This window comes from Azoarcus sp. DD4 (assembly GCF_006496635.1).
GTDB lineage: Bacteria > Pseudomonadota > Gammaproteobacteria > Burkholderiales > Rhodocyclaceae > Azoarcus.
Window position 1 is genome coordinate 4,763,848 of the sequence record NZ_CP022958.1, and the last position, 12,572, is coordinate 4,776,419.

Below are 12,572 nucleotides of genomic sequence, written 5' to 3' on the forward strand. Positions count from 1 at the left end.
ACTCATAACGCCGCCCTCACCCCTTCCGGACCGAGATGCCAGTCGCGCCCCAGGCCGCCGTCCTTCAGCTCGCCGCCCATCGCAGCCAGGCTCTCCTCGCGGATCAGCGCCTTCAGCTGCTGGTGGATGGCGACGAACTCCGGAGAGGAGGTCATCTCCGCCGTACGCGGGCGCGGCAGCGGGATGGGGATCTCGGCCTTGATCCGGCCCGGCCGCGCCGTCATCACATAGACCTTGTCCGACAGGAAGATGGACTCCTCGATGTCGTGGGTGATGAAGAGCACCGACAGCCGCAGCTGCTGCCACATGTTGGTGAGGATCTCCTGCATCACCACCCGGGTCTGGGCGTCGAGCGCGCCGAAGGGCTCGTCCATCAGCAGCACCTGCGGCCCGGTGGCGAGCGCGCGGACGATGCCGACGCGCTGCTTCATGCCGCCGGAGAGCTGGTCGGGATAGTGGTTCTCGAAGGCCAGCAGGCCGGCCAGGCCGAGCAGCGTGCGCGCCTTGGATTCGCGCTCGCTGCGGCCCACGCCTTGCATCTTGAGGCCGAACTCGACGTTCTCCCGCACCTTCAGCCAGGGGAACAGCGAGTACTGCTGGAAGACCACGCCGCGATCGGCGCCGGGGCCGCGGATGGCCGCAGCGTCCACCGTGGCGCTGCCGCGGCTCGGCTTGAGAAAGCCGGCGACGATGTTGAGCAGGGTCGATTTGCCGCAGCCCGAGGGCCCGACGATGGAGACGAACTCGCCCGGTTTGACGTCGAGCGAGATGCCCCGCACCGCATCGAGGCTGGCGCCGTTCTGGGTGAAGCTGACGGTGACGTCGCGGATGTCGATGTGTCCGCTCGCCGTGGAAGCTGCCGTGCCCATCATGCGTTCTCCTTGCCGCCCACGCCCTGCCAGGGCATGACCATGCGTGCCAGCAGGCGGATGCCGCCGCTGCATACCAGGCCGAGCACGCCGATCACCAGCATGCCGATGACGATGTGCGGATACTCGATCAGCGAATAGGCCTCCCAGGTGAAGTAGCCGACGCCGAACTGGCCGGAGATCATCTCCGCCGCGATCAGCGACACCCAGGCCACGCCCATGCCCACCGCCAGCCCGGTGAAGATGTGCGGCAGCGCGCCCTTCAGCACCACCTGCGTCATCAGCGCGTACTCGCTGGCGCCGAGGCAGCGCGCCGCGCGGATCAGCACCTTGTCCACCGCCGCCACGCCGTGCAGGGTGTTGAGCAGGATGGGAAAGAAGGCACCGATGAAGGTGATGAAGACGATGCTGGTCTCGGTGCTGGGCCACAGCATGATGGAGATCGGCACCCAGGCGATCGCCGGTATCGGCCGCAGCACCTCCAGCGCCGGGAACATCAGCCCCTTGAGCAGCGCGTAGCGGCCGCACAGCAGGCCCAGCGTCACCCCCAGCACGGTGGCGATGCAGAAGCCGAGCATGATGCGCCACAGGCTGATGCCGATGTTGGTGAGGAACTTCGGATCGCCGAACAGCCTTACCGCCTCGCCGAATACCTCGCCCGGCGTCGGCACGTTGGTGAAGCGGATGTAGAAGTTCCAGCGGTAGGCGGTCGCCAGATACCAGAAGCCGATCAGCAGGCCGATCGACACCACGCCCAGCAGCAGCCCCGGTGCCTGGCTGCGCACCAGGGTGGCGAGGCGGCCTCGCTGCGCCGCTGCCTGCGGCGCCGCAGCCGCAGCGGGCTCCTCCTCGCGCCGGGCCGGCGGCGGCACCGCCGCCAGCGCGGGCCCGGAGGCGCCACCGCCGCCCGGGCTGTCCGTGTCGCGCACGGCTCGCATGCTTATCGCGCTGGCCATCGCTCACCTCCCCGCGGCGGCGAGCGCGTCGGCGTAGAGGCCGACCTTGCCACCGTTGGCCGCGACATGGGCTTCGGCATCCTTCTTCAGCAGGAAGGGCGCGATATCGGTCGCGCCGCCCTTGCCGCCGAGGGCGTAGAAGGCCTTGTCGGCAAAGAGCTTGATCTTGCTGCCGCGGTCGAAGACGAAGGCCACCGCCACCTGCTTGCCTTCGTTGCCGGCCTTGAGCACCGCGCCCAGCGTGCAGGCGGCCGACTTGTAGGCGGTGATGCCGCCGCCTTCGATCCACACCTCGCCCGCCTCGCGCGGCTTGTCGATGGCGCCGCCGCACAGCGGGTCGGTGCCGGCGATCTCGTAGTTGGCGAAGCTCGCCTTCTGCTTGTCGTAGTCGCGGCCGAGCTCCTTGTAGGCCTGGCGGACGTAGGTTTCATCCACCCAGGCATCGGCGTCGAAGTCCTTGACCCGGCCCATGCGTTGCAGCACGCCGTGATCGTACTTCACCGTCTCGACCCACTTCGGCTTGATCGTCGGGTCCAGCGTATGCACCCCGCCCGGCCCGAGGAACATGTAGGCCACTTCCTTCTCGACGCGGGTCCATTGCTCGATCTTGGCGGCGGCCTCGACCGGGTTCTTGCGCACCCAGTCGTTGGCTTCGGTCATCGCCTTGATGTAGGCGACGACGAACTCCGGATACTTCTTGGCGAAGTCGTCGCGCACCACCACGCCGTGGAAGGTCGGCACCCTGGTCTCGACACCGTCGAAGATCTTGCGGGCGAAACCGCGGTAGGGCAGCAGCTCGGCGAAGGGCACGAAGTCGGCGTGGCCGTCGATGCGCTTTTCCTGCAGGCTGGACGTGCCCACTTCCGGGCTCTGACTTGAGAGTTCGAAGTAGTCGCTCTTCCAGCCCTTGTCCTCCATTGCCTTCAGCAGCATTCCGTGCGCGGCCGAGCCGAAGGGCACCGACACCTTCTTGCCCTTGAGGTCGGCCAGCTCGTAGTAGGGCGAATCCTTGTGCACCACCAGGCCGTTGCCGGCGCCGTCGGCGTTATAGGCGATGAGCGCGATCAGCCGGCTCTTGGTTTCCGGCATGGCCTGGAAGGTGGCGCCGTTCACCAGCAGCGGGTAGTCGCCCATCATGCCGATCTGCAGGGTGTTGGCGACCATGCCGTTGGTCACCGGCGGGCCGGAGGTGAAGTTCTGCCATTCGATCTTGAACTCGATGTCCTTGTACTTGCCGGTCTTGGGCAGGTGCTTTTCGAGCAGGCCGAGTTCCTTGATGACGATGCCGCCGGTCACGGTGTTGGTGGTGGTGTTCTGCGTGCCGATGCCGACGGTGACCACCTCGGCCAGGGCCGGAAAGGCGGCACAGCAGCAGGCGAGCGCTGCGGCGGCGGTGAGTCGGCGGGCGATCTTGTTGTTCTTGTCTCGAGCCGTGCTTCTGGAACGTGCATTCATGATTTGCGTCCTTGTCCAGTTGATCTGTTGGCGTTTCGTTCGAGCGCTGCGTTGGGGATACGGGGCTGGGGATGCGGGGTCGGAAGCGTTTGCGGGCGGCTCAGGCCGGCGCCGGATACTCGATGAGCTGGCGCTTGTCCTTGACCTCGGCCCACTGCCCGGCCTCGGGCAAGGGTTCGCGCGCGGCCTCGATCACCGGCCATTCGGCGGCGAAGCGGGCGTTGAGCGCGATGAAGTCGTGCTGGTCCGGCGGCAGGTCGCCTTCGGCGTAGATCGCGCCGATCGGGCATTCCGGCACGCACACGCCGCAGTCGATGCAGGCCTCCGGGTCGATCACCAGGAAGTTCGGCCCTTCGTGGAAGCACTCCACCGGGCAGACGGCGACGCAGTCGGTGTATTTGCAGCGCACGCAGGCTTCGGTAACGACATAGGTCATGGCGGCTCTCCTCGCCCTTATTTCTGCGCCAGGCCGATCGCGGTGAGCGCCAGCCGCGACAGCTTGCGCACATCCGGGTCGGCATCGTCGAGCGCCTTCTCCAGCGCCGGGATGGCGCGCGGATCGGCGATTTCGCCAAGCGCGATGGCCGCTTCCTTGCGCAGGTTGCCGATCGGATGCGCCAGCGCCTCCACCAGCGCCGGCAGGCCGGCCGCGGCCTTGAGCAGGCCGAGCGCGCGCGCCGCCTTGACCCGCACCTGCCAGTATTCGTCCTGCATCGCCTTGACCAGATCGGGAATGGCCGGCCCGAAGCGGAGCTTGCCTATGGTCTGGGCGGCTTCATCACGCACCTGCCAGGCACCGTCGCCGAGCGCCCGGGTGAGCGCCGGCAGCACGCTGATCTCGGTGGCATAGCCGAGCGCGCCGACCGCAATGCGACGTACGTCGGTATCCGGATCGTGGGCGGCGACTTCGGCGAGATCGCCCACCGCTTCCGGCTTGCGCAGGTAGCCGAGCACGCCGACCGCCTCGCGCCGCACGCCGGGATCGGGGTCGCGCAGCGCCGCCATCGCCGGCGCGAAGGCGCCGTCGACCCGCAGCGCGCGCACCGCGCGGAAGGCGAGCATGCGCACTTCCGCGGCATGGCCCTGCAGCAGCGGCAGCAGCGGACCGGCCGAAGCGCTCTGCTTCAGTTCGGCCAGCACTTCGCCGGCCGCGGCACGCACGCCGGCATCGGCGTCGAGCAGCATGGGCGCCAGTGCGGCGACCACTTCCGGCTCTTCGAAGCCTTCGAGCGCACGCACCGCCTCGGTCCGCACGCTGGCGTCGGTGTCGGCCAGGCGCGGCAGCAGCAGCGGCACGATGTCGTCCTCGTCGCTGTAGGGCAGGTCTATCACCGCCAGGCGGCGCACTTCGGCATCCTCGCTGGCGAGGCGGTCGGCGATGGAGAAGGTGTTGATGTCCATGGGCCGCTCCTCAGCGCAACAGGTAGGGAATGCTGACCTTGACCGCATCGGTCGGGCAGTCGGTTTCGCAAGGCAGGCAGTACCAGCATTCGTCGAACTTCATGAAAGCCTTCTTCTTGACCATGTCGATGGCGAGCACGTCGAGCGGGCAGACGTCGACGCACACGGTGCAGCCCTTCTCGGCGATGCACTTGTCCTCGTCGACGAAGACGGGGGCCTGGGTGAGGGTGATGGCGATGCTCATGTCGGTTTCCTCCGTTGCGGTCGGGGTCAGGCGGCTTCGGCGCTGCGGGCGACGCGCAAGCGCTGGTAGGCGGTGCGCTCTTCCTCGTCGATCGGCACGATGTAGGGCTCGACTGCCTTCTTGCGCAGCTGCATGCGGCCCTGCGCGCTCTTGCTCAGCAGGGTGTGGCAGAACCACTCGGCGTCGTCGCGCTCGGGGTGATCGACGCTGTAGTGGTACAGGCCCCAGCGGCTCTCGGTGCGGAACAGCGAGGCGCGCGCCGCCATCTCGGCGCAATCGAGGATGGAGTGCGCTTCCATCGCGCGCATCAGCTCGTGCGGGTTGCTCGCCATCATCGCGGTGGCGTCCTCGCGCACTTCGTCGAAGCGGCGCAGGCCGATTTCGTACTTGCGGGTGATCTTGGGCGGCTGCAGGTAGTCGTTCACCAGGCGGCGCGTCTTGTATTCGATCTGGAAGGGGGTGAGGCCTTCGCTGCGTTCGAGCGGGGCGCGGATACGGGCTTCCTCGGCGGCGATGGCGCCGTCGTCGATGCGGCCGCTGCCCACGCCGGCACAGTAGTCGGCGGCGTTCTGGCCGCACAGCCGGCCATAGACGAAGGCACCGAGCATGTAGTTGTGCGGCACGCTGGCGCAGTCGCCGGCGGCGTACAGGCCCTTGACCGAGGTTTCGCCGCGGGCGTTGGTCCAGATGCCGGAGGCGCTGTGGCCGCTGCAGAAGCCGATTTCCGAGATATGCATCTCGACCATCTGCTTGCGGTAGTCGTTGCCGCGCTTCTCGTGGAAGCGGCCACGGCTGGGGCGCTCGTTGGTGTGCAGGATGTGCTCGATCTCGCCGATGGTCTCCTCGGCGAGGTGGTCGAGCTTGAGGAAGACCGGGCCGTTGCCGCCTTCGAGTTCGTTGTAGAACTCCATCATCATCTGGCCGCTCCAGTAGTCGCACTCGATGAAGCGCTCGCCCTTGGAGTTGGCGGTGAAGCCGCCGAAGGGGCCGGTGACGTAGGCGCAGGCCGGGCCGTTGTAGTCCTTGATCAGCGGATTGATCTGGAAGCACTCGAGGTTGGCGAGATCGGCGCCCGCATGGAAGGCCATGGCGTGGCCGTCGCCGCAGTTGGTCGGGTTCTCGTAGGTGCCCATCAGGTAGCCGGACGCCGGCAGGCCGATGCGGCCGGCGGCGCCGGTGCTGATCACCGCGGCCTTGCAGCGGATCACGTAGAAGTCGGCGGTGCGGCAGTCGAAGCCCATCACCCCGGTGACCTCGCCGTCAGCGCCGGTCAGCAGGCGGGTCACCACCACGCGGTTGGTCACCTCCACTCGCGCACGCTTCAACTGACGGTAGAGGATCTTCTTCATGTGGTGGCCTTCCGGCATCGGCAGCACGTAGCTGCCGAGGTGGTGAACCTTGCGCACCGCGTAGTCGCCGGTTTCGTCTTTCTCGAACTTGACGCCCCAGCGGTCCAGTTCCTGGATCATGTCGAAGCTGTTGGCGGCATAGGCCATCACCGCCTCCTGGTCGACGATGCCGTCGTTGGCGATGGTGATCTCCTTGACGTACTGCTCGGGGGTGGCGTGGCCGGGGATGACGGCGTTGTTGAGACCGTCCATGCCCATCGAGATGGCGCCGGAACGCTTGACGTTGGCCTTGTCGATCAGCAGCACCTTCAGCTGCGGGTTCTGCTCCTTGGCCTTGACCGCGGCCATCGGCCCGCCGGTGCCGCCGCCGATGACGACGAGGTCGAACTCCAGATCTATGCGCTTCATGATTGCTCCTGTGGGGTTGGGAGTACTTGCCTGGCGCTGCTGTGCTACTGCCGGGGCCGGTTCGTGCCGGCCCTCAGCTACGGTCTATCCGCAGGCGGTACTGGAAGGCATCGCCGCGGTAATAGAGGAACTCGAAGTCGATCGGCCGCTCGCCGGCATAGGTGAGGCGCTCGATGCGCAGCAGCGGCGAGCCCTCGTCCATGCCGAGGTGGCGGCCGAGCGTGGCTTCGGCCGAGATGGCCTCGATCTGGACGTCGGCATGGGTGAGGTTGTGGCCGAGGTCGTTCTCGAGGATGACGAAGATGTCGCGGGTGGCGAGGTCTTCCTGCGCCAGGCGCTGGCCGATCTCGAGCGGGAAGTAGCTCACGTCCACCGAGATGGGCTCGCGGTTGAGGTAGCGCAGGCGCTGGATCTCGAACACCGTGCTGCCTTCGGCGACGCTCAGGCGCTGTGCCACCAGCGGGCCGGCCTCCACCTCGCGCGCACTCAGCAGCATCGAATAGGTCTCGTAGCCGGACGGCGACATCGCCTCGCCGAAGCCCTGCAGCCGCGACAGGCTCTGGAAGGCCTTGGGCTTGGCGACGAAGCTGCCCTTGCCCATCACCTTGAAGATCAGCCCCTCCTTCTGCAGGTCGCCGAGCGCCTGGCGGATGGTGATGCGGCTGACGCCGAAGCGCTCCATCATCTGGCTCTCGGACGGCATCTGCGAATGCGGCGGGTAGCTGCCGTCGAGGATGCTGCGGCGCAGGGCCTCGCGGATCTGGGTGTGCAACGGCACCGGCGACACCGCGGTGACCGTGTGGTCGGCGACCACCGCCGGGTTTTCGACTGCGCTTTTTCTTGGACGGGCCATGTGTGTTCTTCCTGACGTCACAACCTGTTATGACGAGTTCTGACTAGCAATTCAGATGCCAACTATCACGCACTGCACAAAATCATTTCAACCAATTGTTTTTGCTTTGTTTTTCTGAAAGTTCGACGTGCCGGACGCAACGCCGGGCAGCGCGGTTTCGCACCGCACAAGTGCGCCCTGCACCAAGTTCGAATGCACCGCGCGCACCACCCCGGACGACGTCGCCTGCGCGCCGCGCGGCCACGCCGCCATCACCCCGGCAACGACCAGCAGCACCAGCACGAAGGGGCGGAAATGACGCTTGCCGATACGCCGGTAAAGCCGCGTCCCGCCGATGCCGCCGAGGTGAAAAAGCGGCGCCAGTACCAGCCCGAGCATCACGTCGGCCCACGACAGCAGCCCCAGCAGCGCGACCGCCGCCACCGCCACCGGATAGAGCGCGGCGAAGAACACGATGAAGTTGGCGCGCGCGCGATGGCCGTCCGGCTCCACGCCAAGCAGGTACAGAATGGCGGGCGGACCGCCGACGCCGCCGAAACCGGTGAGCACGCCGCTCAGCATGCCGACGCCGACGGACAGCCGCAGCGAGCGCGCACCGACCAGCACGACGCCCGACATCAGCGCCAGCGCGCTGGCGATCACCGCCACGCCGATGACGATGCCGAAGGCCTGGGCCGGCAATGCGCCGACCAGGGCGATGCCGCAGGGCACACCGACGAAGGCGGCGATGCTCATCGGCAGCATCACCTCGCGGTCGATCGCGCGCCCTGCGGCGACCAGCGTGGCGCGCCCCATCGGCAAGGCGTTCAGCAAGGTGACCAGGCACATGGTTTCGCGCGCGCTCAGCACCATGGACATCAGCGGCGCCATCAACAGCGCCGAGCCGAAACCGGTGAGTCCGCGCAGCGCGCCGCCGGCCAGCGCGGCGAGCAGCACCACGCCCCAGGTAAGCGCGTCGCGGGCGGCGAGGAAGTGGGAGATTTCGTTCAAAGCAGGCCTTGTTGTGTAGGGTGCGGCGAGCGGGCGACGGCACAGCCGGTACCCGGCCCCGATCATCGGCACTGCGCGCACCAACTTGTTATAACAAGTTAGGATAAGCAAAAGACAAGCCACCGTCCCACACCCGGAAGTTAAAGATCAAGCGATTGATTCGATTGGATTTGCCGCCGCATCCCCGCCACCGCGAGACGCCCGGCTTCGGTGCAATCCCGACAGCACGGACGCATCGCGGTGCATGCCGGCCTCAGCCCAGCCGGGCCAGCAGATACACCATGCCCAACCCGGCGAACAGCAGGTAGGCCCACAGCAGCGCCGCCAGCAGCCACACCCGGCCGCCCGCCGCGCGGACGTCGGCAAAGCGGGTCGCGGCGCCGAGCGCGGCGAGTCCGGCCGCGAGCAGCAGCTGTGCCAGCCCGGCACCGGCCTGCTGCACCGCAGCCGGCAGCACGCCGCTGGCGTTGAGCGCGATCGCGGCGAAGAAGGCCCACAGGAAGAAAGGCACCCGCAGCCGTCCGCCGCCGCCGCTGCGGCCGTCCAGCCAGGCGATCCACACCACCGCCGGCGCCAGCAGCATCACCCGCATCATCTTCTCGATCAGCGCGGCGCTCGCCGCCTCCGGCCCGACCGCGCTTGCCGCCGCCACCACGTGACCGAGTTCATGCACCGTCAGACCTATCCACAGGCCGAAGTCGGCACCGGACAGATCCAGAGCCGGATACAGCAAGGGCAGCAGGTACATGCCCAGCGTGCCGAACAGCACCACCGCCGCCACCGCTGCCGCCACCTGGCGGGCACGCGCGCCGAGCACGCCGTCGGCAGCCGCCACCGCTGCGGCACCGCAGATCGCACTGCCAGCGCCGATCAGCAGGGCGCTGTGGCGATCCAGGCCGAGCCGGCGACCAAGCGCCATCGCCAGCAGCAAGGTGGAGGCGACCATCAGCAGGGCCATCGCCGCACCGCCCCAGCCCACGGCGGCGAATTCGTCGAGGCCGATGCGCAGGCCGTAGAGCGCGATGCCGGCACGCATCAGCGGCCCGCGCGCCAGCGCCAACCCGGCGCGACCGCGCTCCGGCAGCGCCGGCCACAGGTTGCCGACCAGCATGCCAAGCGCCACCGCCAGCGGCAGCCAGCCCAGGCCGTGGCGGCCGAGCGCCGGAATCGCCGCCAGCGCCGCAGCCGACAATGTGATCGCCACGCAGGCGGCAAGGCCGAATCGGACGCCGGGAGCCGGCCGTACCGCGCTTATATTCATATCCGTATATCGATAGCAGTAGTTCGGCATAAGGATAGGAAGCGCGTTACCATTCGTACATGGCATGCAAGTTAGGCATTCATTACTTCAGCTCATACATGAACCTGCACCTGCTCCGCATCTTCGTCACCGTGGTCGAGGCCCGCAGCTTTTCGCGCGCGGCCGACCAGCTCGGCATCAGCCAGCCGGCCACTTCCAAGGCGGTCAAGGAGCTCGAAACCCAGCTCGACACCGTGCTGCTCGACCGCCAGGGCAAGCGCTTCCAGCCGAACGCGCCCGGTCAGGCCCTGTACGACTATGGCCGCGCCATCTTCGCGCTCGAGCGCGAGGCCGACGAGGCGGTGAAGTCCTACTACGCGCTGGAGCGTGGCCGACTGGTGATCGGCGCCAGCACCACCATCGCCACCTACTGGCTGCCGTCCTGCCTGGTGGCCTTCCACGCCCGCCATCCCGCCATAGAGATCAGCGTGCTCAGCGCCAACACCCGCCGCATCACCGAGCTGCTGCTCGACTGCCGGGTGGACGTGGCGCTGGTCGAGGGCGAGGTCGCCGACAAGCGGGTGGAGATCCGGCCGTGGCGCAGCGAGGAGATGATCGTGGTCGCGCCACGGGAAGCGCCGGGCGGGGCGGGCGACAGCGCCGCGCCGGAAACGCGCACCTGGGTGATGCGCGAAAGCGGTTCCGGCAGCCGCGCAGCGGCGGAGCGCATCCTGGCCGAAGCCGGCATCGTCGCGCCGCAGGTGGTGGAGGTGGGGAGCAACGAGGCCATCGTGCAGGCCGTGGCCGCCGGGATGGGGCTAGGCCTCGTGCCGCGCATCTGCGCGCGCGACCAGCTGGCGCTGGGCCGGGTGCGCCGCTTCGCGCTCGGCGGCGGCCCCTATAGCCGCCAGCTCTACCGCATGCGCCTGCCGCAGCGGCCGGTCAGCCAGTCGGCGCTGGCCTTCGAGGCGCTGCTGGCGGGTTGACGCGCGTTATCAGCCGCGTCCCGCCAGTTCGGCCACCGCGAGGTCGGCACCCGGCAGGCGATGGCGCGAGGAACGGTAGAAGGCGAGCACACGGCGCACGTATTCCTGCGTTTCGGCGTAGGGCGGCACGCCGCCGAAGCGCGCCACCGCGCCCTCGCCGGCGTTGTAGGCGGCCGAAGCCAGCGCCACGTCGCCCTCGTACTGCTTGAGCAGCCAGCGCAGATAGGCCAGTCCGCCGCGCACGTTCTGCTCCGGGTCGAGCGCGTTGCGCACGCCGAAACGCTCTGCGGTTTCCGGGATCAGCTGCATCAGGCCCTGGGCGTTCTTCGGCGACACCGCGGCGGCGTCGAAATTGGACTCGGTGCGGACGATGGCCAGCGCCAGGCGCGGATCGACCGCGAAGCGCGGCGCCAGCTTCTGCACCAGCATCGCGTTCCGGCGCTTGTCGCCCGGCAAGGCCTGGACGTAGCGGTCCACCACCTCGTGCGGCACCGCCTCGTCGGTCTCGGCAAGGGCGACATCGCGGGTGTCGAGCATGCAGTCGGGCAGGCGCTCGACCGCCGCCAGCCGGTCGCTGCCCAGCAGGGCTGCCGCCTGTTCGTGGCCGTTGCGCGCCGCGCTGCCGAGCAGCGCCGCCGCCACCGCGGCTTCGCGGGTGACGCCGCGCCCGGTCAGATAGAGACGGCCGAGACGGTACTGGCCTTCGATGCTGCCCGCGCGCGCCGCCGCGCAGTAACGCGCTACCGCCAGTTCCGGCAGGCGGGTGCGCTCGGCGCGATAGCCCGACTCGAGCAGGCGCGCAAGCACCGGCGGTTCGTCGGACCAGGCAGGCGCATCGTCCGCTGGCGGCGCATCGCCCGCCCATGCAAGCGAGACACCGGCCGTCAGTGCAGCAGCGAGCAGGAAGAAGCGGCGACGGATCTGGGCGAGAGGGCGCATGCGACGGACCGGGATAGGGGTACGCCCGCAACATAGCCGCAGTCGCCACCGCCGCCCGTGACGCCTGCCCGCCCGCGCGGATGATCCCCGCGCCGATTGCCGCCGATCGTGACCGATTCCGCAGTCGGCCGGCGGGTTCAGCCCGCCACGGCGCTCAGCTGCGCCTGCGGCACGACGCCACCGGCGGCATCGCCGCACACCACCCGCAGCACCGCGTCGGTGATGAACTGCTCCCAGTGCGCGAGCGCCTCGGCGCCGTCCAGGTTCTCGCCGAGGAAGGCCGACAGCGTGTAGCGGTTGGACAGGTAGAAGTAGCCCAGCGAGGCGATCATGATGTAGAGGTCGCGCGCGCGCAGATCGGTGCGGAACACGCCGTCGGCCACCCCGCGGGCGAGGATGCGGTCGAGGATGGCGATCGCCGGCGAGGAATACTCGCGTGCCCGCTGCGACTTGCTGATGTGCTTGCCCTTCAGCAGGTTCTCGTTGTTGAGCAGGCTGATGAGCTCGGGATTCTTGCGGTAGTAGTTCCAGACGAAGCGCACCACCTCGACCAGCGCCTCGCGCGGGCGGCCGACGTCGAGGTCGAGCGCGCGCTCGGCCTCGTCCATGCGGCGGTAGACCTCTTCCAGCACCTCGACGTAGAGCTGCTCCTTGTTGCCGAAGTAGTAGTAGATCATGCGGTCGTAGGAACGCGCCGCGCTGGAGATCTGCTCCACCCGGCCGCCGGCGAAGCCGTGGCGGGCGAAGACCTTGATCGCCGCCTTGAGGATGTTGTCGCGCGTGGCCTGGGCGGAACGTTCGCGCACGCCGGTGCGTTCGGCGGCGGGCTTCTTCGCGATGGTGCGGCGGGGGGCCGGCGCCTTCTGAGTGCTCATCCTTGGA

Annotated in this window: 13 protein-coding genes; 1 reads left to right on the plus strand and 12 read right to left on the minus strand. The window is 68.4% G+C overall.

All coding sequences use genetic code 11. The features are described from left to right. Nucleotides 1-2 precede the first annotated feature (2 nt). The 10 genes from CJ010_RS22035 to CJ010_RS22080 all read right to left on the minus strand — a co-directional run bounded on the left by CJ010_RS22035 (nucleotide 3) and on the right by CJ010_RS22080 (nucleotide 9,786). The gene (locus CJ010_RS22035; RefSeq protein ID WP_141020038.1) at nucleotides 3-872 is read right to left on the minus strand and encodes an ABC transporter ATP-binding protein; all 870 of its coding nucleotides are present in this window, start codon (nucleotides 870-872) and stop codon (nucleotides 3-5) included. Continuing rightward, nucleotides 869-1,825, minus strand: coding sequence for an ABC transporter permease (locus tag CJ010_RS22040; protein ID WP_141020039.1), 957 nt, complete (start codon nucleotides 1,823-1,825; stop codon nucleotides 869-871). The genes CJ010_RS22035 and CJ010_RS22040 overlap by 4 nt, the downstream gene beginning before the upstream one ends. Nucleotides 1,826-1,828: 3 nt before the next feature. Next, complete coding sequence (locus CJ010_RS22045) at nucleotides 1,829-3,280, minus strand: ABC transporter substrate-binding protein (protein WP_141020040.1); 1,452 nt, start codon at nucleotides 3,278-3,280, stop codon at nucleotides 1,829-1,831. A gap of 100 nt (nucleotides 3,281-3,380) precedes the next feature. After that, nucleotides 3,381-3,716: a ferredoxin FdxA gene (gene fdxA / locus CJ010_RS22050; protein WP_141020041.1), complete on the minus strand. Its 336-nt coding sequence runs from the start codon at nucleotides 3,714-3,716 to the stop codon at nucleotides 3,381-3,383. A 17-nt stretch (nucleotides 3,717-3,733) separates the two neighbouring features. Then, complete coding sequence (locus CJ010_RS22055; protein ID WP_141020042.1) at nucleotides 3,734-4,681, minus strand: HEAT repeat domain-containing protein; 948 nt, start codon at nucleotides 4,679-4,681, stop codon at nucleotides 3,734-3,736. A 10-nt stretch (nucleotides 4,682-4,691) separates the two neighbouring features. Continuing rightward, the gene (locus CJ010_RS22060; RefSeq protein WP_141020043.1) at nucleotides 4,692-4,925 is read right to left on the minus strand and encodes a ferredoxin family protein; all 234 of its coding nucleotides are present in this window, start codon (nucleotides 4,923-4,925) and stop codon (nucleotides 4,692-4,694) included. 26 nt (nucleotides 4,926-4,951) lie between these two features. Then, a complete protein-coding gene (locus CJ010_RS22065; protein ID WP_141020044.1) occupies nucleotides 4,952-6,682 on the minus strand; it encodes a fumarate reductase/succinate dehydrogenase flavoprotein subunit in 1,731 nt (576 codons plus the stop codon). 73 nt (nucleotides 6,683-6,755) lie between these two features. Next, nucleotides 6,756-7,535, minus strand: coding sequence for a GntR family transcriptional regulator (locus CJ010_RS22070; RefSeq protein ID WP_141020045.1), 780 nt, complete (start codon nucleotides 7,533-7,535; stop codon nucleotides 6,756-6,758). Between the two features lie 87 nt (nucleotides 7,536-7,622). Next, nucleotides 7,623-8,525 (minus strand): sulfite exporter TauE/SafE family protein, encoded by a 903-nt coding sequence (locus CJ010_RS22075; RefSeq protein ID WP_168225003.1) that lies wholly within the window; start codon nucleotides 8,523-8,525, stop codon nucleotides 7,623-7,625. Between the two features lie 253 nt (nucleotides 8,526-8,778). Next, nucleotides 8,779-9,786, minus strand: a complete 1,008-nt coding sequence (locus tag CJ010_RS22080) for a YeiH family protein (protein WP_141020047.1) — start codon at nucleotides 9,784-9,786, stop codon at nucleotides 8,779-8,781. A gap of 98 nt (nucleotides 9,787-9,884) precedes the next feature. Here CJ010_RS22080 and CJ010_RS22085 point away from each other — a divergent pair, with 98 nt between their 5' ends. Further along, nucleotides 9,885-10,751, plus strand: a complete 867-nt coding sequence (locus CJ010_RS22085; RefSeq protein WP_141020048.1) for a LysR family transcriptional regulator — start codon at nucleotides 9,885-9,887, stop codon at nucleotides 10,749-10,751. A gap of 9 nt (nucleotides 10,752-10,760) precedes the next feature. Here CJ010_RS22085 and CJ010_RS22090 read toward each other — a convergent pair whose 3' ends face one another. Together CJ010_RS22090 and CJ010_RS22095 are read right to left on the minus strand one after the other, a co-directional pair. Then, on the minus strand, nucleotides 10,761-11,690 hold the full coding sequence (locus CJ010_RS22090; protein WP_141020049.1) for a transglycosylase SLT domain-containing protein: 930 nt from the start codon (nucleotides 11,688-11,690) through the stop codon (nucleotides 10,761-10,763). 137 nt (nucleotides 11,691-11,827) lie between these two features. After that, the gene (locus CJ010_RS22095; protein ID WP_141020050.1) at nucleotides 11,828-12,565 is read right to left on the minus strand and encodes a TetR family transcriptional regulator; all 738 of its coding nucleotides are present in this window, start codon (nucleotides 12,563-12,565) and stop codon (nucleotides 11,828-11,830) included. Between the last annotated feature and the right edge of the window lie 7 nt (nucleotides 12,566-12,572).